The 20,722-nt window shown below is 64.9% G+C and carries 18 protein-coding genes; 9 read left to right on the plus strand and 9 right to left on the minus strand.

Annotated features, from left to right (window positions below; all coding sequences use genetic code 11):
• Window positions 1-55: 55 nt before the first annotated feature.
• The 3 genes from ccsB to ASE39_RS20155 all read right to left on the minus strand — a co-directional run bounded on the left by ccsB (window position 56) and on the right by ASE39_RS20155 (window position 4,340).
• Window positions 56-1,405, minus strand: coding sequence for a c-type cytochrome biogenesis protein CcsB (gene ccsB / locus ASE39_RS20145; RefSeq protein ID WP_057272291.1), 1,350 nt, complete (start codon window positions 1,403-1,405; stop codon window positions 56-58).
• Window positions 1,402-3,555 carry a cytochrome c biogenesis protein ResB gene (locus ASE39_RS20150; RefSeq protein WP_057272292.1) on the minus strand — a complete coding sequence of 718 codons (2,154 nt, stop codon included), beginning with the start codon at window positions 3,553-3,555 and terminating at the stop codon, window positions 1,402-1,404. The genes ccsB and ASE39_RS20150 overlap by 4 nt, the downstream gene beginning before the upstream one ends.
• Before the next feature lie 155 nt (window positions 3,556-3,710).
• Window positions 3,711-4,340, minus strand: a complete 630-nt coding sequence (locus tag ASE39_RS20155) for a c-type cytochrome (RefSeq protein ID WP_010462150.1) — start codon at window positions 4,338-4,340, stop codon at window positions 3,711-3,713.
• Window positions 4,341-4,412: 72 nt separating this feature from the next.
• Here ASE39_RS20155 and yihA point away from each other — a divergent pair, with 72 nt between their 5' ends.
• Together yihA and ASE39_RS20165 are read left to right on the plus strand one after the other, a co-directional pair.
• The gene (gene yihA, locus ASE39_RS20160) at window positions 4,413-5,162 is read left to right on the plus strand and encodes a ribosome biogenesis GTP-binding protein YihA/YsxC (protein ID WP_082606973.1); all 750 of its coding nucleotides are present in this window, start codon (window positions 4,413-4,415) and stop codon (window positions 5,160-5,162) included.
• A gap of 50 nt (window positions 5,163-5,212) precedes the next feature.
• Window positions 5,213-6,133 (plus strand): alpha/beta hydrolase, encoded by a 921-nt coding sequence (locus ASE39_RS20165; protein ID WP_057272293.1) that lies wholly within the window; start codon window positions 5,213-5,215, stop codon window positions 6,131-6,133.
• A 49-nt stretch (window positions 6,134-6,182) separates the two neighbouring features.
• Here the strand turns inward: ASE39_RS20165 and ASE39_RS20170 are convergent, their stop codons facing one another.
• Together ASE39_RS20170 and ASE39_RS20175 are read right to left on the minus strand one after the other, a co-directional pair.
• Complete coding sequence (locus tag ASE39_RS20170) at window positions 6,183-7,052, minus strand: lipid A biosynthesis acyltransferase (protein WP_057272294.1); 870 nt, start codon at window positions 7,050-7,052, stop codon at window positions 6,183-6,185.
• Window positions 7,049-7,903 carry a lysophospholipid acyltransferase family protein gene (locus ASE39_RS20175; RefSeq protein ID WP_057228961.1) on the minus strand — a complete coding sequence of 285 codons (855 nt, stop codon included), beginning with the start codon at window positions 7,901-7,903 and terminating at the stop codon, window positions 7,049-7,051. Before ASE39_RS20175 ends, ASE39_RS20170 begins: the two co-directional genes overlap by 4 nt.
• A 132-nt stretch (window positions 7,904-8,035) precedes the next feature.
• Between ASE39_RS20175 and metK the strand changes: the two genes are divergently transcribed.
• From metK to ASE39_RS20190, 3 genes are all read left to right on the plus strand, one after another.
• Entirely contained in the window at window positions 8,036-9,217 is a 1,182-nt protein-coding gene (metK, locus tag ASE39_RS20180) for a methionine adenosyltransferase (protein WP_010462160.1), read from the plus strand.
• A gap of 408 nt (window positions 9,218-9,625) precedes the next feature.
• The gene (locus tag ASE39_RS20185) at window positions 9,626-9,811 is read left to right on the plus strand and encodes a DUF1328 domain-containing protein (protein ID WP_057272295.1); all 186 of its coding nucleotides are present in this window, start codon (window positions 9,626-9,628) and stop codon (window positions 9,809-9,811) included.
• Window positions 9,812-9,858: 47 nt separating this feature from the next.
• The gene (locus tag ASE39_RS20190) at window positions 9,859-10,317 is read left to right on the plus strand and encodes a hemerythrin domain-containing protein (RefSeq protein ID WP_057272296.1); all 459 of its coding nucleotides are present in this window, start codon (window positions 9,859-9,861) and stop codon (window positions 10,315-10,317) included.
• 43 nt (window positions 10,318-10,360) lie between these two features.
• On the opposite strand, the gene ASE39_RS20195 is transcribed toward ASE39_RS20190, so the two are convergent.
• Together ASE39_RS20195 and ASE39_RS20200 are read right to left on the minus strand one after the other, a co-directional pair.
• Window positions 10,361-11,602: a diguanylate cyclase gene (locus ASE39_RS20195; protein ID WP_057272297.1), complete on the minus strand. Its 1,242-nt coding sequence runs from the start codon at window positions 11,600-11,602 to the stop codon at window positions 10,361-10,363.
• Between the two features lie 162 nt (window positions 11,603-11,764).
• Complete coding sequence (locus tag ASE39_RS20200) at window positions 11,765-12,436, minus strand: NUDIX domain-containing protein (RefSeq protein ID WP_057272298.1); 672 nt, start codon at window positions 12,434-12,436, stop codon at window positions 11,765-11,767.
• Between the two features lie 142 nt (window positions 12,437-12,578).
• Here ASE39_RS20200 and ASE39_RS20205 point away from each other — a divergent pair, with 142 nt between their 5' ends.
• From ASE39_RS20205 to ASE39_RS20220, 4 genes are all read left to right on the plus strand, one after another.
• On the plus strand, window positions 12,579-13,436 hold the full coding sequence (locus ASE39_RS20205; RefSeq protein ID WP_057228970.1) for a hypothetical protein: 858 nt from the start codon (window positions 12,579-12,581) through the stop codon (window positions 13,434-13,436).
• A 46-nt stretch (window positions 13,437-13,482) separates the two neighbouring features.
• Window positions 13,483-14,676: a nicotinate phosphoribosyltransferase gene (gene pncB / locus ASE39_RS20210; RefSeq protein WP_010462171.1), complete on the plus strand. Its 1,194-nt coding sequence runs from the start codon at window positions 13,483-13,485 to the stop codon at window positions 14,674-14,676.
• Window positions 14,677-14,680: 4 nt separating this feature from the next.
• Window positions 14,681-16,381 carry an NAD+ synthase gene (locus tag ASE39_RS20215; RefSeq protein WP_057228972.1) on the plus strand — a complete coding sequence of 567 codons (1,701 nt, stop codon included), beginning with the start codon at window positions 14,681-14,683 and terminating at the stop codon, window positions 16,379-16,381.
• Between the two features lie 219 nt (window positions 16,382-16,600).
• Window positions 16,601-17,689: a bifunctional nicotinamide-nucleotide adenylyltransferase/Nudix hydroxylase gene (locus ASE39_RS20220; protein WP_057272299.1), complete on the plus strand. Its 1,089-nt coding sequence runs from the start codon at window positions 16,601-16,603 to the stop codon at window positions 17,687-17,689.
• Window positions 17,690-17,819: 130 nt separating this feature from the next.
• Here the strand turns inward: ASE39_RS20220 and ASE39_RS20225 are convergent, their stop codons facing one another.
• Together ASE39_RS20225 and ASE39_RS20230 are read right to left on the minus strand one after the other, a co-directional pair.
• Window positions 17,820-19,343 (minus strand): methyl-accepting chemotaxis protein, encoded by a 1,524-nt coding sequence (locus ASE39_RS20225; RefSeq protein ID WP_010462178.1) that lies wholly within the window; start codon window positions 19,341-19,343, stop codon window positions 17,820-17,822.
• A 119-nt stretch (window positions 19,344-19,462) separates the two neighbouring features.
• Window positions 19,463-20,719, minus strand: a complete 1,257-nt coding sequence (locus tag ASE39_RS20230) for a Zn-dependent hydrolase (RefSeq protein ID WP_057228978.1) — start codon at window positions 20,717-20,719, stop codon at window positions 19,463-19,465.
• Window positions 20,720-20,722: the final 3 nt, after the last annotated feature.

Raw genomic sequence — 20,722 nt, forward strand, 5'->3', positions numbered from 1 at the left:
CGAAGACGCAATAGTTGTTGCCCTGCCCCCTATGCCCGGCATCCCCGTCACTGCATCACAACGTGCCGTAGCTGTGCAAGCCGCTCAGGAACATGTTCACACCCAGAAACGCGAACGTGGTCACCGCCAGGCCCACCAGCGCCCACCAGGCGGACACGGTGCCACGCAGGCCCTTCATGAGGCGCATGTGCAGCCAGGCGGCGTAGTTGAGCCAGACGATCAGCGCCCAAGTCTCCTTCGGGTCCCAGCTCCAGTAGCCGCCCCACGCCTCGGCCGCCCACAGGGCGCCCAGCACGGTGGCGATGGTGAAGAAGGCAAAGCCCACGGCGATGGACTTGTACATCACGTCGTCGAGGATCTCGAACGACGGCAGGCGCGCCGCGATACGCTTGCGGCCCAGCAAAATACCCGCGACGATGAGCGCGGAGATGCCGAAGTACACCATCCAGTAGCTGCCACCGTTCTCGGTGGCCCCCTGGCGGAACACGATGGGCTCGAAACACAGCACCACGCCCAGCAGCCACAGCGGCGCCAGCTTGTACCAGCGGGTCTCGGTGGCCTGCTGCTTGATCAGATAGGCAAAGGCCACCATCGCAGCCAGCGCGAACGTACCGTAGCCGATGAAGTTGGCCGGCACATGCAGCTTCATCCACCAGCTCTTCAGGGCCGGCACCAGGGGCTGGATCTCATGCGCTTCGCGCACCACGGTGTACCAGAGCAGAAAGCCCACCGCCGCACTGACCACCAGCATCACAAAGCCGCCCAGCGCCCGCGTGTCGTACTGCTGTTCGTAGTACAGGTAGAACGCCGCCGTCATCCAGCAGAACAGCACGAACACTTCATACAGGTTGCTCACCGGGATGTGGCCGATGTCCGGGCCGATGAGATAACTCTCGTACCAGCGCACCAGCGTGCCGATGAGCGCCATGGCCACAGCCACCCACGCAATGCGGGAGCCCAGCATGCTCATGGTCTTGCCCTCTCCGCGCGAGAACATGCCGACCCAGTAGAAGATGGTGCTCATGAAGAACAGCATGCTCATCCACAGGATGGCGGACTGGCTGGACAGGAAGTACTTGAGGCCGAATACCGTGTCGGCCCGCGCCAGGCTGCCCGCACCATCGTTCTGGTACAGGCCGATGGCCAACAGGGCCACGGCCGCCACGATCAGCATCAACGCGCGCAGCGGGCGCCAGAACCAGCCCAGCCAGATCGTGCACGGAATGGCCCCCAGCAGGATGCCTTTTTCGTACCCATCCATGTAGCTGCCGTAGCGCTGCAGGGCATACAAGCCCCCCACTGCCACGATGGCGGCAAACAGCCAGTCGAACCAGTTGCGGCGGGCAAAAAAGCCCTCATTCAGGGTGATTGTGGTGGCCGTGGAGGAAGAAGTCGCGGTGTTCATGCGGTGCCTTCGCGGGGCGATGCCCCGATCAGTTTCTGTGCAAGCTGGACAAACTCCTGGTCGCCGTCCATGGTCTTGCGATTGGTGGACAAGGCCATGGTGGCGTGGGTGCGACCACCCTGTGGCGCCACCCAGACCCAGACCCGCCGTTCGCGCACGTAGAGCATGGCAAAAACGCCCAGGATCAGCAAGGCACAACCCAGATAGACAACATTCTTGCCAGGGGCTCGGGCCACCTGGAAGACGCTGGCCTGCACCTGGGTGAAGTCCTTGAGTTCAAACGCCAGCGGCGCGGGGTAGATCTGCGCGTCGGACAGAGAAAGGACCGCCTGGGTCATGAAACCCTGGGTCTGGTCGTCTTGTGGCAGCGGCGGCAGGCCGGCACGCTGGCGCGAAAGCTGCGCCACCTCGAACAGCGTGCCGTTCAGAATGCGCACCAGCACCTCGCCCGCCCGCGCGCGCTCGGCTTCGGGCACATTGGCCTCCATAAAGTCCGACACCGCCTGCAAGCCCCCGGTGGGTTTGCCATCCACCATGCCCCGGCCCGCGAACAGCGCCAAGGCCCGCGACGCCGATTGCTGCAGCTGCTCGGCCAGGTCGGTGCGCGAGGCATCGATGGCCTGTGCCACATAGCGGCGCACCGCCTGTTCGCGCGCTTCGGGATCGGCCAACACCGCTTTCATGCGCATGAAACCGTCCATGCTGCCCTTGTCATCGGCCGGCACCCGCAGGTACCGGAACGGCTCCGCAGGGGTTTCGCGCACACCCAGCAGAAACACCGGCACGCCGTCGCCCGTGTCCACGGGCAGCATGTAGTTGTGAAACTCGCGCGCCTGGCCCGCAGCGTCCCGCAGCTTGTAGCTCACGCTGGGGCCCACGTTGCGCAGCTCTTTTTTGGTGACGGTCTTGTTGGCAGCGCCCAGGCGGGACTCCACCGACTCGCGCAGGTCCACCTTGCGCACATCCGCACCGCTGCCGCCAGGGCCTGCGCCCCCGAAGTTCTCGACATTGATGGTGCGCAACGCCGTGAATTCCAGCGTCAGCGTGCCGCTGCCCGGAGCGCCCCCGTTGTTGGTCAGCTGGGTGGAGTTGCCCACCACCCCTTCCACCTCAATAGGCTTGGCTCCGGCCACCATGGGCACGCCACGCAGCTTGAGGTGCGAGCCACCGTCGTCAAAGCTCGACTGGTAGATCTCGATGCCTTTGTAGCTGGCCGGGTGGTTCACCTCCACACGCGCCGGAATCTTCTCGCCCGTGGCCTTGTCGTGGATCACGATCTCGCTGGCGAACAGCTTGGGCATGCCGGTGGAGTAATGCTCCACGATGAACTTCTTGAGTTCGATGGCAAACGGCAGGTCCTGCAGCAGGACGCCATCGGACTGGTTCAGGATGGCTGTGCTCGACTGCGTGCCTTCAGCCACCAGCAGGTTGCCCCGGAAGGTAGGGTTGCGTTCGGACAGCCGGTGCTCGGGCTTCACGTCGGCAATCAGCCCACCGCCTTGGTAAGGGGTTTTGCCACCCAGCAGCATCTGTGCGCGCACGATGAGGTCGCCGTCCAGCAGACCGCCCACACACACCAGCACGATGGCGCTGTGCGCGGCGATGTAGCCAAGCTTGTTGGCAGCACCCGCCTTGGCCGCCACCATCCAGCCCGTGCCGGGGCCTGCGGCCGTATCGCGCTGCTGCAGGCGCACCTTCCAGCCACCGCCGGCCATCAGCGCACCGATGCGGCGCGCTTCGGCTTCTGCGGAACCGCTGAGTTCAGCCTCTGCCTTGTGGTGAAACGCCTTGAGGCTTTGTTCGCGGATGTTCTCCTTGTAGACCTTGAGGTCGATGAGGATCTTGGGCGTGTTGCGGGCGATGCACAGCGAGGTGCTGATCACCAGGAATGCCAGGATGAGCAGGAACCACCAGGCGCTGTACACCGCATTGAGCTGGATGGCGCCAAACAGCTCGGCCCAGAAGGGGCCGAACTGGTTGACGTAGTTGACCGCAGGCTCGTGCTGCTTGAGCACCGTGCCGATCACCGAGGCAATGCAGATCACCGTCAGCAGCGAGATGGCGAACCGCATGGAGGACAGCAGCTCGATCCCGGCGCGCCAGGCCCGGGAGCCAGACTGGATGCGAAGGCCTTGGGTGAGGTCGGACATGGATGGAAGAAGGAGAGGCGAAGACGCGCGAAAGAGGGAAAGGAAAAGGGCGGGACCATCTGTGCGATGGGCCCGCCCTTTTTGGGATTGTTATTGGCGGTAGGTTCCGTGCGGCCCGACCAGAGGGACCACAAGATTGACGAAAATCAAATCAATCAGCGCAGACCGGCAATGTAGTCCGCCACGGCCTTGATTTCCTTGTCGTTCAGCTTGGCGGCCACTTGCGTCATCTGGATGCTGTTGGCACGCGAGCCATCGCGGAAGGTGTTGAGCTGGGCCACCGTGTAGTCGGCGTGCTGGCCCGACAGGCGGGGGTACTGGGCGGGAATGCCCGCACCATTGGGGCTGTGGCAGCCAGCGCAGGCAGCGATCTGGCGGTCGGCAATGCCGCCGCGGTAAATGCGCTCGCCCAGGGAGACAAGGTCCTTGTCCTTGGCGAAACCGGGTTTGGCAGACTTGGAAGCCACCCAGTACGCAATGTTCTTCATGTCGTCATCCGACAGCGCGGTGGCAAAACCCTTCATGACGGCGTTGTTGCGCTTGCCGGACTTGAATTCCTGCAGCTGCTTGACCAGGTATTCGGGGTGTTGCTGCGACAGCTTGGGGTTGGCCGCAATGGCCGAGTTGCCATCGGCGCCGTGGCAGGCGGCACACACTGCGGTGTAGCTGGCCTCGCCCTTGACGAGATCCGGCTTGGCCGCTTTGGGGGCATCGCCCGCCGCATAGGCCGAAAAAACAGGTGCTGCCAGTGCGGCAGCCGTCAGCAAAGAGGCGAGCAACTTCATATCGAGGGTCTGTGTTTATGTGCGCAAAACCTCGCGATTCTACAATGAGGCTTCCTCGTAGCCCAATTCCCCATGACGACCACCTCTACCGCGCCAGTTGCTGGCTCCCTTCCGCCCGCTCCCGACGCCAAGATCGCCATGGGCTGGATGCACACGGCCAGGTTCCTGACCACGGCCGCGCAGCTGCACCACCTGCCGCCCATCCACGTGCCCGAGATCGCTTTTGTGGGCCGTTCCAACGCGGGCAAATCCACCTGCATCAACACCCTCACGCAGCAAAAGCAGCTCGCCTTTGCCTCCAAAAGGCCAGGGCGCACGCAGCACATCAACCTTTTTTCTCTGGGCAAACACGGCGTGACCGATGCGGTCCTGGCTGATCTGCCGGGCTACGGCTACGCGAAGGTGTCGCGGTCCGACAAGGTGCGCTGGCAGCAGGTGATGGTCAATTATCTGGTCAGCCGCCCCGGGCTCACCGGCATCGTCTTGCTGTGTGACCCCCGGCTCGGGTTGACCGAGCTGGACGAGGCCCTGCTTGAAGTGCTGCGCCCACGGGTCGAAGAAGGCCTGAAATTCCTCATCGTGCTGACCAAGGCGGACAAGCTCACACGCTCGGAGCAAGCCAAGATCCTGTCGATTACGCGACTGAACGCGGCCGGCGGAGAGGTGATGATGTTCTCGGCCCTCAAGAAACAAGGCGTGGACGAGGTGGCACAGCTGCTGTGGCAGTGGGCGCACCCGGCGCAAGGGCCGATCGATGCAGACCCGGCCCCCACGGATGAGCCCCCACCGCTCGATGATTCTGAGGATATTCAGTCAAATTAGGCCCTAGCGCTTACCCATCAAGCGCTATTAGCTATTAAATGCATAGCGCCATGATCCAGACCCTGTCGACCCCCCTGCCCCACGGAACCACCCTCCACTGCCGCGTGAGCGGCGTGGCAGGCCGCCCGGTGCTGCTTTTTTTGCACGGGTTCCCCGAGGGTGCCTTCATCTGGGACGAGCTGCTGCTGCATTTTTCCCGGCCGGAAAACGGCGGCTACCGTTGCGTGGCACCCTATCTGCGCGGTTTTGGCCCCTCCAGCAGCCCGGCCGAGGTGGACGCCTACCGCGCCAAACACCTGGTGCAGGACCTGGTGGCGCTGATTGCCCGCGAATGCCCTGGCGGCGCACTGGAATGCCTGGTGGCGCACGACTGGGGCGGCGCCGTGGCCTGGAACCTGGCCAACCAGCAGCCGCAATTGATGAAACGGCTGGCCATCATCAACTCCCCGCATCCCGGCGCCTTCTTGCGCGAACTGCAGCACAACCCCGCCCAGCAGGCGGGCAGCCAGTACATGCATTTTTTGTGCAGGCCGGATGCCGAGGCACTGCTGGCCGAAGACGACTTCCGCCGCCTGTTTGCTTTTTTCAACGCCCCGGACGGCAGCGCCCCCGCGTGGCTGACCGACAGCGTGCGCGCCCAGTACCGCGCCGTCTGGCAGCAGGGCCTGACCGGCGCCTGCAATTACTACCGCGCCAGCCCCCTGCGCCCGCCGCGACAGACAGAAGATGGGAATGACCCGGGCGCCCAGGCCATCACCCTGCCCGAATCGATGCTGACGGTGACACTGCCCACGCTGGTGCTGTGGGGCATGGACGACCCGGCGCTGCTGCCCGGCCTGCTCGACGGCCTGCCGAGCTGGGTGCCGCAGCTGCAATTGCGCCAGGTGGAGAAGGCCTCGCACTGGATCGTGCACGAGCACCCCGAGCGCGTGGCCATGGAGCTACAGCGCTTTTTGCAATCAAAACAATAGCTACCAGCGCTTGATGGGTAAGCGCCAGTAGCCCATTTGATTTAAATTTTTAGGCGTAAAAAGACGGCTCGCCCTCGGGCCGTGTCTTGAAGCGCTTGTGCACCCAGTAGTACTGGCCGGGCGACACGTCGATGTAGCTTTGCAGCCGCGTGTTCATCAAGGCGGTATCGGCCTCGGCGTCGTCCGTGGGGTAACCGGCCCAGACGGGCGAGATCTCGGCGCAGTACCCCGTGGGCGTGAGGCGCGTGACCATGGCGATCACCTTGGCCCGCCCCAGGCGTGCAAACCGCGAGAGCGACGGTACGGTGGCGGCCTGCACGCCGTAGAACGGCACGAAAAGCGAGTCGTTGCGGCCAAAGTCCATGTCCGGCAACAGGTACAGCAGGCCTCCCTTGCGCAGGTTGGCAATGATGGGTTTGACCCCGTCGTTGCGGTTGAGCATGCGCACATCGCCAAAGCGCTGGCGCCCCTCGCGGAACCACGCGTCCACGGCCGGGTCGGGGTGGGTGGAGAAGATCGAGGTGAACGCGCGCGGCGTGTGCAGCGTGAGCGCCGAGCCCCCTGCATCCATGCCGTAGAAGTGGGGCGCGAAGATGATGGTGGGGGTGTCGCCCTCCAGCTCCTGCAACGCGCCGGTGAGCTTGACCCGGTCCAGCACCACATCCCGTGGCGCAAACCACAGCCAGCTGCGGTCCAACCAGGATTGGCAGAACACGACAAAAGTCTCTTGCGCCCAGGCGCGGCGCTGGGGCTCGGTGGCTTCGGGGTAACACAAGGCCAGATTGCGCAGCGCCACGCGGCGGCGCGGCCCGGCCAGCACGAACAGGATGCGCCCGATCAGCCAGCCCATGCCGCGCAGCACCGGCAGCGGCAGGCGCGCCAGCACCCGCATGAACCACACCCCCAGCCGCCCCATCATGCGGCCACCCCTGCCGGGTTCGCGGCCTCGGCACGGGGCTGCTTGTAGCGGGCGTAGCCCCAAAGGTATTGCTCAGGGCATTGGCGAATGAGGTGTTCCATGGCCTGGTTAATCTGCACAACGGCAACGTCCAACTGGTCCGACAGCGGTTGCGCCAGCGGCTCGAAATGGGTGACAAAACCCCGTCCCCAGGGCAGGCGCTCGCAGCGCACCAGCACCACGGCGGCACCCGTCTGCTGCGCCAGCCGCACGGCCAGGGTCATGGTGTAGGCATCGCGGCCAAAAAACGGCGCCCATTGGCCCTGCCCATCCGGCGGGACCTGGTCCGGCAGCAGGCCGACGGCCTCGCCCCGGCGCAGGGCCTTGATCATCTGCCGCACACCCGCCAGCGTGGTGGGCACGGCCAGCATGCCGGGGCGGTTGCGCGCGGTCTCCATCACCTTGGCCAGCCAGGCCTGACGGGCGGGGCGGTACAGCACGGTGATGGGGCCGCGCTCGGCGCTCCAGCGCCGGGCGGCGGCCTGTGCCGACAACTCGAAACAACCCTGGTGCGGCGTGAGGTACAGAATGCCGCGCCCGGCTGCGTAGGCCTGCTCCACACAGGCCTCGCCTTCGATGCGGCAGGGCATTGGTGCGCCCAGCCACAGGCGCGGCAGCTCGGCCACCATGCGGCCGGCATGGGCCACGGCTGCACGCACGGCGCTGAACGAATAACCGGCCAACGTCGAGTTGGCCAGAAACCGGCGCCGGTACGTGGGCGACGCACAAAAAGCCACCCAGCCCATCGCCGCACCCATGATGTGCAGCAACCACAGCGGAAATACGGAAAAGAATCGAAAGACGACTGGCATTAAAATAGCGGGGTCGCTGAGTTAAATGAGCAACTTGCAGGGCGACGTTAAAAAAATCTGCTAAAGCGTTCGCCAAAGCTCCTTCGGGGTGAGGGCAACGCCCCAAATGCCGGAACACAGGAGTTTATTCAAATGGCGAACGACTTTCTCTTTACCTCGGAATCCGTCTCCGAAGGCCACCCCGACAAGGTGGCCGACCAGATCTCGGACGCGATTCTCGATGCCATCTTCAAGCAGGACCCCCGCAGCCGCGTCGCCGCCGAAACGCTGACCAACACCGGCCTCGTGGTGCTGGCGGGCGAGATCACCACCAACGCGCATGTGGACTACATCCAGGTGGCGCGCGACACCATCAAGCGCATCGGCTACGACAACACCGACTACGGCATCGACTACAAGGGCTGCGCCGTGCTCGTGGCGTACGACAAGCAGTCCAACGACATCGCCCAGGGCGTGGACCACGCGTCCGACGACCACCTGAACACCGGCGCCGGCGACCAGGGCCTGATGTTCGGCTACGCCTGCGACGAGACGCCCGAGCTGATGCCCGCGCCCATCTACTACGCGCACCGCCTGGTCGAGCGCCAGGCCCAGCTGCGCAAGGACGGCCGCCTGCCCTTCCTGCGCCCCGACGCCAAGTCGCAAGTGACGATGCGCTATGTGGATGGCAAGCCCCACAGCATCGACACCGTGGTGCTGTCGACCCAGCACCATCCCGACCAGAGCGAAACGCAAACCAAGATGAAGGCCTCGTTCACCGAAGCCATCATCGAAGAGATCATCAAGCCCGTGCTGCCCAAGGAATGGCTGCAGAACACGCGCTACCTGATCAACCCCACCGGCCGCTTCGTCATCGGCGGCCCCCAGGGCGACTGTGGCCTCACCGGCCGCAAGATCATCGTGGACACCTACGGCGGCGCCTGCCCGCACGGCGGCGGTGCCTTCAGCGGCAAGGACCCAACAAAGGTGGACCGCTCGGCCGCCTACGCCGCCCGCTACGTGGCCAAGAACATCGTGGCCGCGGGCCTGGCGCGCCAGTGCCAGATCCAGGTGGCCTACGCCATCGGCGTGGCCGAACCGATGAACATCACGGTGTACACCGAAGGCACGGGGGTGATCTCCGATGAGCGCATTGCCGCGCTGGTGAAGGAACAGTTCGACCTGCGCCCCAAGGGCATCATCCAGATGCTGGACCTGCTGCGCCCCATCTACGAAAAGACGGCGGCCTACGGCCACTTCGGCCGCGAAGAGCCCGAGTTCAGCTGGGAGAAGACCGATAAAGCGGCGGCACTGCGTGCTGCCGCCGGGCTGTAAAGCCCGCCGCGCGATAGCGCGGTTTTCGGTCTTCGGGCGCAGTTCATATCGCGGAAGCGATGTGAACGGAGACCAAGGTACGGACAAGGCTGCTGCACTGCGTGCAGCAGCAGGGCTGTAAGCCCTCCGCGCGGTTCGCGCGGCTTGCCGTACGTGGGCGAAGCTCATATTGCGCAGCAATGTGAGCGGAGACCAAAAGATTAGCTGTGCAGTCACAAGGCCCAAGCCGCAACGCTCCGCGTTGCGGCTTTTCTTTTTGGCGCGCCACGCCGGCCCCTGCGGGCGGCCCCCTCCTACACCCGCAGCCCGCCCACACTGACGGCGGCGGCGACGTCCCGTCGGTATCGTTCCTGCACACCCTTTCGCAGCCCCGCGCTGCCTGAACATCCACCGCAAGGAGCGACCACCATGTTGAAGTGCGCCATCATTTTTGCCCTGATCTCCCTCGTGGCCGGAGCCCTGGGTTTCAGTGGTGTCGCCGCCGGCGCGGCGGGCATCGCCAAGGTGCTTTTTGTGCTGTTCCTGGTGATTGCCGTGGTGTTTGTCGTGCTGGCAGCCATTGGCGTGGGTGCCGCGCGCAAGGTGCTCAAGTAGTTCACCGCACCTTTGCAACCGCCTAAAAATTCGCCACACACCCCACCATGACCGACACCACCAACATCTTTGAAGCCTTGCGCGAAAGCCACGAGCGCCAACGCGCGCTGTACACCGCGCTCACCGACACCAGCGGAGACACCCCCGAGCGGCGCGAGCTGTTTGACGAACTCAAGACCGAGCTGGCGGCCCATGCCATGGCCGAAGACCGCCATTTTTATGTGCCGCTGATGGCACACGACGCGGGCATTGACCTGTCGCGCCACGCCATTTCAGAGCACCACCAGATCGACGAACTGGTGGAATCTTTGGAAGAGACCGAACCATCGAGCCCCGCCTGGTTGCCACTGGCCAAGAAGCTGGCCGAAAAGGTGGAGCACCACCTGAAGGAAGAGGAACACCGCTTCTTCCAGATGGCAGGGAAGCTGCTGACGGAGAAGCAGAAAACCGCGCTGGCGGCGAGCTACCGGGCAGACTACGAGGACGCCAAGGCCACCCCGGCTTGACCCTCGCCCCGACGCGTGCAGCGCCGCAGGGGATTGCGTCCCTTCACGCCGCTTCCTTGGCCTGCACCACGCAATTGCGGCCGCTGGACTTGGCCACGTACAAGGCCGTGTCCGCGCGCTTGATCAGGGCGTGGCTGTCTTCCTTGTGGTCCCAGGTGGCCACGCCAAAACTGGCGCTGACATGGCCCACCGCGTCGAAAGGAACGCCTGCAATGCGTGCGCGCACCGCCTCGGCCATCGCCATGGCGGCGTCCACCGGGGTTTCCTTGAGCAAGATGATGAACTCCTCGCCCCCGAAACGCGCAGCGCAGTCGGACGACCGCAGCAGTTCGCGCACGCGCAGCGCCGTGCTCTTGAGCACCACATCCCCCGAGTCATGCCCAAAGGTATCGTTGATGCGTTTGAAAAAGTCGATGTCAAACATCACCACCGACAGACTGCCCTTCTTGATGCGGGTGTCGGCCATCTCGGTCTCCAGCCTTTCAAAGAAGCGGCGGCGGTTGACCAGGTCCGTCAGGAAGTCCTTGGTGGCCAGGTCTTCCAGCTTGCGGTTGAGCCGCGCCATGGGCTCGATCACCAGCGACGACAGCGACAGGTTGAGCCCGACGAACAGCAGCACAAAGCTGCCCACCAGCGCCGCCATCACCGTGTTGAAGGTCTGACGCGCCTTCTCCAGCGGGAAGTACATCGGCACCTTCACCACCTGGATGCCCACCGTCTCTTTCATGCCCCAGCCAAAGCCGTTCTTGTCGCCATAGACCTTGAGCATGGTGGGCGGCGCCACGGCCGGTGTGCTGTGGCAGGCCATGCACTGGGCCTGCTTGATGGTGATGGGGCGGGCCACATACATGGCGCGGTGCATGCCCTCGCCCACTTCGCCGGTCGCCTCCTTCTTGAGATCGGCCCGGCCTTCGCGGAAGTCGCTGATGATGCGCTCCTCCCACTCGCTGGCGCGGTCGCGCAGGTTGGTAGGGTTGAGCACCGCTTCCTTGTACTCGTAGCCCGGAAAGCGGCTCTGCAGGCGGCGCAGCGTCTCGGTCGCGGCGTAGGCAGGCACGGTCTGCGGCAGGAATTTCTCGGCCAGCGTCACGTCCAGGTGCGGCTTGACGAGTTCGGTGGTGTAGTCCCGGATCGCCATGGCCGCGTGCATCATGATCTGCGAGTTGTGCTGCACCTCCTCGATGGCGGACTGCTGCAAAAAGCGGTGCACGTAGATCCCCGCACCCGCCGCTGCCACCAGCAGCACCGCCGCCAGCACCAGGTTGAATTTGAGCCGCAAAGACATGGACTTCCCTCAGGCGCCAGCGTCGGGCTGGCTTGTTGTTGGCGGTGCAGCTGCGGCCACCCCGGCCCGCCTGGCGCGCACCCATCATTCGTGGGACACAAAGTTTGCGTTTGTGCCAGATTTCCAGGCAGCGGTCCAATAGTTTGTGTGCTGTGCCAACAGCTACAGGCCCCGCGCGCTCAGCGAAAGGTTGCGCTGGTAGGCTGGGCGCACCCGGTACAGCTGCGCGGGCCGGTGGGCGCCGCCGGTCTGCAGCGCTCCGGGCACTGCCTCCAGCATGGCCAGTTCGTCCACCTTGCGGCGAAAGCTCACCTTGTTGATGGGCTCGCCCAGCACGGCTTCATACACGGACTGCAGCTGTGGCAGGGTGAACGGCTCGGCACACAGGTGCACGGGCATGGACGAATACTGGCTTTTGCTGCGCACGCGAGCCACGGCGGCGTCGACCATGGCGCGGTGGTCGAACGGCAGCGCGGGCAGCTCGGCCACCGGCACCAGTGTGAGGGGCGCCGATGCCAGCAACTCGGGCGGTACAAGGGCGCAGTAGGCCACGGCCATCGACCACCCACGTGGGTCGCGCACCGGGCCCGAGAACGTGGCCAACTGCTCCAGATAGGGGCTTTGCAAACCGGCTTTCTCGCGCAGCACACGGGCGGCGCTGGCCTGGGCATCGGCATCTTCCTGGGCGTGGATATAGCCCCCCGGCAACGCCAGCGCTCCCGCAAACGGAGGCCGCTCGCGCCGCTGCAGCGCGACCTGCAGCACGTCCTGCTGCAGGGTGAGCAAGACCACGTCCACGGTACAGATCACGGCTGGGGTGCTGGTTTCGATCATGGGGCTGAGTTTGTCACAAGGATGACCGAACAGGATATCAACCAACAATCTCTTCTAAAGCAGAAACATGCTTTTGCAACTTAGTTAGTTCATTTTTTTTACTAACAAGATTACACTGGCGTCACCAACAAAGGAGAAGACCATGGCCCGCAACGTCCAGCTTCTGGTGATCGACCCCCAAAACGATTTCTGCGACCTGCCTGTAGCCTGGCAACCCACCGATGTGCTGACCGGCCAGCGCACCACGCCCGCCCTGCCCGTGGCCGGTGCCCATGCCGATATGCAGCGCCTGGCGCAGTTCATCGGCAGCCAGGGCGACCAGTTGGACACCATCACCGTCACGCTCGATTCGCACCAGCGTTTTGACATTGCCCATCCCGGCTTCTGGCAAACCGACACGGGCGCCGAAGTCGCACCCTTCACCCCCATCACCGCTGTCCAGGTGCGCGCAGGCGACTTCACGCCGCGCAACCCCGCTGCCCTGCCCCGCACCCTGCAGTACCTGGACGCACTCGAAGCCCAGGGCCGCTACACGCTGATGGTGTGGCCCGTGCACTGCGAGGTGGGCAGCTGGGGCCATGGCATACACGCCGATGTGCTGGCCGCCTTTGGGGTCTGGCAGCTCCGGCGCCAGCGCGCGGTGCGCAATGTGTTCAAGGGCACCAACCCCTGGACGGAACACTACAGCGCCATCGAGGCCGAGGTGCCCGACGCGGACGACGAAAGCACCGCGCTGAACACCGCCCTGCTGCAGTCGCTGGGCCAGGCCGATGTGCTGCTGATTGCGGGCGAGGCCAGCAGCCACTGCGTGCGCTCGACCACCGAACACATCGTGCGGCACCTGCCCCGCCTGTTGCCCGGCTGGCAAGCCAGCCGCATCGTGCTGCTGACCGATGGCATGAGCCCCGTGGGCGGCTTCGAGGCGCAACACCGGGCGTTTCTGGACGCCATGCGCACAGCCAGTGCACAGCTCGCTAATATGAATGAAATCAGGCTCTAGCGCTTATCCATAAAGCGCTATTAGCTACCAATTTTGGAGCAACACCATGAACCCCGTCATCACCAGCCTGCTCGACACCGACCTCTACAAGTTCACGATGTGGCAGGCGCTGCTGCACCGCCACCCGCAAACCCAAAGCGAATATCGCTTTGTATGCCGCAACACCCCTGCCTACCCGCTGGCCGAGCTGCTGCCCGAGGTGAACGCCGCGCTGGACCACCTGTGCACCCTGCGCTTTACGCAGGGCGAGCTGGCCTACGTGGGCGGACTGCGCTACATCAAGAGCGACTTCGTGGACTTTCTGCGCATCTTCCAGTTCCAGCGCAGCTTCATCAGCGCCTGGGCCGACGGCGAGCAACTGCACATCGTGGCGCGTGGCCCGCAGGTGCATGTGATGGGCTTCGAGATCTTTGTGCTGGCCATCGTCAACGAGCTGTACTTCCGCCGTTTTGACGCGGCCCAGGCCCTCGCCAGCGGCCGCGCACGGCTGGCCGCCAAGGTGTTGCAGCTGCAGGCACTGGCGCAACAGGCCACGCTGCGCCACCCGTTCGAGCTGTTCGACTTTGGCCTGCGCCGCCGCTACAGCGGCGCCTGGCAGCGCGAGGTGGTGCAGACCTTTGCCACACAAACACCGCAGTGGTTCAAGGGCACCAGCAACGTGCTGCTGGCGCGCGACCTGGGCCTGGTGCCCATCGGCACCATGGCGCACGAATACCTGCAGACCTACCAGGCGCTGGGCGTGCGGCTGCGCGACTTTCAAAAGGCCGCGCTCGAAGACTGGGTGCAGGAGTACCGGGGCGACCTGGGCATTGCGCTGACCGACACCGTGGGCATGGACGCCTTTCTGGCCGACTTCGACCTGTACTTCGCCAAGCTGTTCGACGGCCTGCGGCACGACTCAGGCGACCCGGTGGCCTGGGGCGAAAAGGCCCTCGCGCACTACACCCGCCTGCGCATCGACGCGCACACCAAGCGGCTGGTGTTCTCCGATGGCCTCGACCTGGAACGCGCCCTGATGCTGTACCGCCACTTTGGCGACCGCACGCAGCTCGGGTTTGGCATCGGCACGAACCTCACCAACGACATGGGCGCGGACCACAAGCCGCTGAACATCGTGATGAAACTGGTGCGCGCCAACGGGCAGCCCGTGGCCAAGCTGTCGGACACGCCCGGCAAGACGCTGTGCGACGATGAAACCTACCTGGCCTATCTGCGTCAGGTGTTCAACGTGAAGGACTGACACCATGCTCCGCATCACCCTGGCCCAACTCAACTTCACCGTCGGTGACATCGAAGGCAACGTGGCCCGCATGGTAGCCGCCGGGCAGCAGGCGGCGCGCGAACAGGCCGACCTCGTCGTGTTCAGCGAGCTGTCGCTGTGCGGCTACTACCCCGGCGACCTGCTGGAGGAAACCGGCTTTCAGCAACGCATCGAGGCTGGCCTGGCCATGCTGCAGCAAGCCTCCGCCGAGCTTCCGCAACTGCACTGGGTGGTGGGCGCACCCACACCCGCGCGCGGCCCCGGCAAGCGCTTGCACAACAGCCTGCTGGTGCTGCAAGGCGGGGCTGTGCGCCTGCAGTACGCCAAGCAGCTGCTGCCCACGTACAACATCTTTGACGAGCGCCGCCACTTCGAGCCCGGCCCGGACGTGGCCAAGGTGCTGCGTGTGGGCAACGCGCAGGTGGGCCTGCTGATCTGCGAAGACGGCTGGAACGACCACGGCGCCGACTACGCCACCAACCCCTTCGAGCGCATGCGCGATGCCGCGCCCGACCTGGTGGTGAGCATCAACGCCAGCCCCAGCCACACGGGCAAACGCGAGCAGCGCCACCAGATTTTTGGCGACGCCGCACGCCGCCACGGCCTGCCCATCCTGTATGTGAACCAGATTGGCGGGCACGACCAGGTTGTGTACGACGGGGCATCGTTTGCCGCCGAGCCCGAGGCGGGTGTCGTCTTTGAAGCGCAGCGGTTTGTGGAAGACGTGCGCACCCTCCAGTTCGACAACGGGCATTTTCTGAGCGCGGAAGGCGCACGCCCCGCCCCCGTGCCCGCACAGGGCCTGCCCACCATGGACTTCTACCGCCAACAGATCGTGCTGGGCCTGCGCGACTACGCGCGGCGCTGCGGCTTTGCGCAAGTGGTGGTGGGTAGCTCGGGCGGCATCGACAGCGCGCTCACGCTGGCGCTTGCTGTAGAGGCGCTGGGTGCGGACAACGTGGTGGGCATCACCATGCCCTCGCGCTACTCCAGCAGCGGCTCGGTCGATGACTCGGTGGCGCTGTGCCACAACCTGGGGGTGCAGCTGTTCACGCACCCGATTGCCGAATTGGTAACGGGCTACGCGCAGCAGTTTGAAACCAGCTTGGGCAAACCGCTGCAAGGCCTTCCGCTCGAAAATCTTCAGGCGCGCATTCGCGGCACGGTGCTGATGGAATATTCCAACGCCTTCGGCCACCTGCTGCTCACCACCGGCAACAAGTCGGAAATCTCGGTGGGCTACTGCACGCTGTATGGCGACACCAACGGCGGGCTGGGCCTGATTGGCGACCTCTACAAGACGGAGGTGTTTGCCCTCTCGCGCCACGTCAACGAATACGCCGGGCGCGTGCTGATTCCACAGGCCATCATCGACAAGGAACCCTCTGCCGAACTGGCCCCCGGCCAGCGCGATCTGGACAGCCTGCCGCCCTACCCCGTGCTCGACGAAGTGCTCAAGCTGCTCATCGAAGGCGACCGCCTTTCTGCTGCGGAGCACGCGGCGGCCCAGAATTTTGTGGCCCAGCTGCAAACCGACGACGCGGGCCGCGCCCTGGTGCAACGCGTGCGCATGATGGTGGCGCGCAACGAATACAAACGCCGCCAGGCCCCGCCCATCGTGCGCGTGCGGGCCCGGGCCTTTGGCAGCGGGCGGCAGATGCCGATTGCAGCGCGGTATGTGTGAAACGGCTCCACGGTAAAATTACTACCAAAAAGATAGCTGCTAGCGCTTTATGGATAAGCGCTAGCAGCCAAAAATGCTTAGAGCGGCTAACAAAACTCAGCGCAGCGGCCCTGGCCAGGCGTTCCGTCGCAGGCAGTACAAGCGGTACGACAAGACGGAACAACGACGCCAGGGGAGTTTTGTGAGCCGCTCTTAGAACCTGACAACGACTGGAGACACATGGTCGATACCGCTATCTACATCGGGCGTTTTGAACCCGTGCACAACGGCCACATTGCGCTGCTGCAGCGTGCACTCGACAGCGCGCAGAAGGTCATCGTGGTGGTGGGCTCGGCCTGGCAGGCGCGCTCGCCCAAGAACCCCTTCACCTGGCAAGAGCGCGAAGCCATGCTGCTGGGGGCGCTGCCCGAGGCCGACCGCAGCCGCGTGGTCGTGCTGCCCATGCGCGACTACTACAACGAGGCCGTGTGGGTGCAGGCTGTGCACGCAGGCGTGGCGCGTTTGACCACACCGGGTGCGCGCATCGGGCTGGTGGGCCACTTCAAGGACGCCACCAGCGGCTACCTGAGCGCCTTCCCCGGCTGGGAACTGATCCATGTGGAGCGCCAGGGGCCGATTGACGCCACGGCCATCCGCGACGCGTGGTTTGGCGCCAACCCCGACACCGTGCCATCCGCCCTCGCCTCCCTGGCCGACCAGATGCCCGCCAGCACCCTGGCCACGCTGATCCAGTTTGCGCAGACCCCGCACTACCCGGCGCTGCAGCAGGAGTGGCAGATGCTGCGCGGCTACCGCCAGGCCTGGGCCGCCGCGCCCTATCCACCGGTATTCGTGACGGTGGACGCCGTGCTGCGCTGCCGCGACCACGTGCTGCTGATCCGCCGCGCCCACGCCCCCGGCAAAGGCCAGCTGGCCGTGCCCGGCGGCTTCATCGAACAGCGCGAGACCGTGTGGCAGTCGTGCCTGCGCGAGCTGGTGGAAGAAACCCATTGCCACCTGCCCGAGGCCACCATGCGCGCCGCGCTGCAGTCCGTGGCCGTGTTCGACCACCCCGACCGCAGCCAGCGTGGACGCACGCTGACCCACGCGCATTACTTTGATCTGGGCGACGCACCATTCCCCACCGTGCAGGCCGACGACGACGCGCTGCAGGTGCAGTGGACCCCCATCGACCAGCTGGCGGCGATGGAAGAGGAATTCTTTGAAGACCACTTCCACATGCTGGACCACTTCCTGGGGCTGACAGGCGCATTGAAGCCCAGCGAACAGCGCAGCAAGGTGAAGGTCGGCAACGGGCTTAGCGGCTAAAACTGGCGCTGCCCAGACCAGAGCCCCCGTGCAAGGGCCGCCCCGCCGCACCGGGGGCGTCCCCCTCCGCATTGCGCAGCAATGCCAGAGAGGGGGAAGGCGCGAAGCGACTCAGGGGGTGCTTACTTACTCACGCCACCCGGAACTGCCCCACCGTCTGCGACAGCGTCACCGCCTGCTGGCTGAGCGACTGCGCGGCGGCCAGGGCTTCTTCGACCAGCGCCGCGTTCTGTTGCGTGCTTTGGTCCATCTGCGAGATGGCCTGGTTCACCTGGGCAATGCCCGCGCTTTGCTCGCCGCTGGCAGCGCTGATCTCGGCCACCATGGTGGTCACGCTTTTCACCCCCGCCACCACCTCGCTCATGGTGGCGCCGGCCTGCTCCACGAGTTGTGTGCCCACACCCACCTTGGCCACGGAGTCGTCGATCAGGCCCTTGATCTCCTTGGCAGCGGCTGCGCTGCGCTGCGCCAGGCTGCGCACTTCGCTGGCCACCACGGCAAAACCCCGGCCCTGTTCGCCCGCGCGGGCAGCTTCCACCGCAGCATTGAGCGCCAGGATGTTGGTCTGAAACGCGATGCCGTCGATGACGCTGATGATGTCCACGATCTTGCGCGATGACTGGTCGATGGAGCCCATGGTGCCCACCACCTGCTGCACCACATCGCCCCCGCGCACGGCCATGTCCGACGCCGCACGCGCCAGCTCGTCGGCACGCTTGGCGTTGGCTGCGTTCTGCTGCACGGTGGAGGTGAGCTGCTCCATCGAGGCCGCCGTCTCCTGCAGTGCGCTGGCCTGCGATTCGGTGCGGGCCGACAGGTCGCCGTTGCCCGCTGCAATTTCGGACGAGGCCGTGGTGATGGAGTCGGTGCTGTCGCGCACCTGGGTCACGAGGTGCGAAAGGTTGTCACGCATGGCGCGGATAGCGTGCAGGATGCTGGTGGTGTCGCCGGGCAATGTCTGCACATCCACGGCCAGGTTGCCTTCAGCGATCTGCGTCACCACATCGGCCGCGTATTGGGGCTCGCCGCCGAGCTGGTGCACCAGCGTGCGCAGCATCTGCCAGGCCATCAACGCGATCACCAGCATCAACGCAGCGCCGATGGACAGCAGGATCGCCGTGTTGCGCCAGAAGGCGTTTTCGATGTCGTCCACATAGTCGCCAAAACCGATGATCCAGTCCCAGGGCTCGAACTTGATGATGGCGTAGAGCTTGTCCACCGGCTCCTTGGCACCCGGGCGCGTGCCTGGCGCAGTCACGGTGCCCACCGTCACACCTTGCAGCGCTGCGCGGTAACGCACGCCCGCTTCCTTGCCGCCCTTTTCATCGACGATGCCGATGCGTTTGGGGTTGGGGTGCACGTAGTTCACGTCGTTGGTGAAACCACGGACAAAGAAATATTTGTCCTTGTCCACAAAACTGCCAATGGTGCGGGTCGCTTCCTTGATGGCATCTTCGCGCGACAGGGCGCCGCTCTTTTCCTGCTCGTGCGCTTTTTGCGCGGCAGCATGGGCCAGCACCACCAGGTTGGAGAGCTGCGCCGTGCGCTCTTTCATCATCGATTGATAGAGCGTAGTCAGCGCCACGGCCGACAGCACCACCAGGCCCAGGAGGGTGGCGGCACACAGCCACAGGATGCGGGTTTTGAGTTTCATGGCCTGTCCTCTTCTCGGAATACGGAATTAAAAGTAACCAGAAGATACAACGAGGACCATGTCCTGTGGGCGTGATGGTCTAAATCGAAGGGCGCGCAGCCCCGTGCGGCCGCGCTCGATCAGGTGCCTGCACGCTCCAGCATCGCGTGCAGCAGCACGTTGCAGCCCGCCGTGATGTGTTCGGGCTTGGCGTCTTCGATCTCGTTGTGGCTGATGCCGTCCTTGCAGGGGATGAAGATCATGCCGCTGGGCGCGAGCTTGGCCATGTAGACGGCGTCGTGCCCCGCGCCCGAGACGGCGGGCATGTGGCTGTAGCCCAGCTTGGCCGTGGCGCGGGCCACGGCCTCCACGCATTCGCTGTGGAACACCTGCGCCGGGTAGCTGGACACCATCTCGATATGCACCTGCACGCCGTGCTCCTGCGCCACCTGGTGAGCCCGCGCCTTCACTTCTGCGGCCATCTGGTCCACGAGTTCGTCCGTGCTGTTGCGCAGGTCGATGCTGAACTTGACCCGACCGGGGATGACGTTGCGGCTGTTGGGGAAGACCTGCACCATGCCCACGGTGCCGCGCCCATGCGGCGGATGGCGGTGGGCGGCAGCCACCACGTCCTGCATGATGTGGGTGGCGGCCAGCAGGGCGTCCTTGCGCAGGGCCATGGGCGTGGGGCCTGCGTGGGCTTCCATGCCGGTGACAGTGCAGTCGAACCAGCGGATGCCCAGCACGCCGCTGACCACGCCGATGGTCTTGTCGTTGTCTTCCAGCACGGGGCCTTGTTCGATGTGGGTTTCGAAGTAGGCGCCGATGGGGTGGTCGCCCGGCTCCTGGTCGCCGATGTAGCCGATGCGCTCCAGCTCGCCCTTCACCGTCTTGCCCTCGGTGTCGGTGGCGGCGTAGGCGTGCTCCAGCGTGAAGGCCTTGGCGAACACGCCCGAGCCCATCATCACGGGCACAAAGCGGCTGCCTTCTTCGTTGGTCCAGAACGCGACTTCGATGGGGGCCTCGGTTTCGATGCCATGGTCGTTGAGCGTGCGCACCACTTCAATGCCTGCCAGCACGCCGTAGTTGCCGTCGAACTTGCCGCCGGTGGGCTGGGTGTCGATGTGGCTGCCGGTCATGATGGGTGGCAAGCTGTTGTTGCGCCCCGGGCGGCGCATGAAGCCATTGCCGATCTTGTCGATGGTGACGCTCATGCCGGCCTCGCGCGCCCAGCGGGTGACGAGGTCGCGGCCCTGCTTGTCCAGATCAGTGAGTGTGAGGCGGCACACGCCGCCCTTGGGCGTGGCGCCGATCTGCGCCAACTCCATCAGCGATGCCCACAGGCGGTCGCCGTTGATGCGCAGGTTCTCGATGTTGGGTTTGACTTTGGTGTCCATGGT

The organism is Acidovorax sp. Root267, assembly GCF_001429215.1.
Taxonomy (GTDB): domain Bacteria; phylum Pseudomonadota; class Gammaproteobacteria; order Burkholderiales; family Burkholderiaceae_C; genus Acidovorax; species Acidovorax radicis.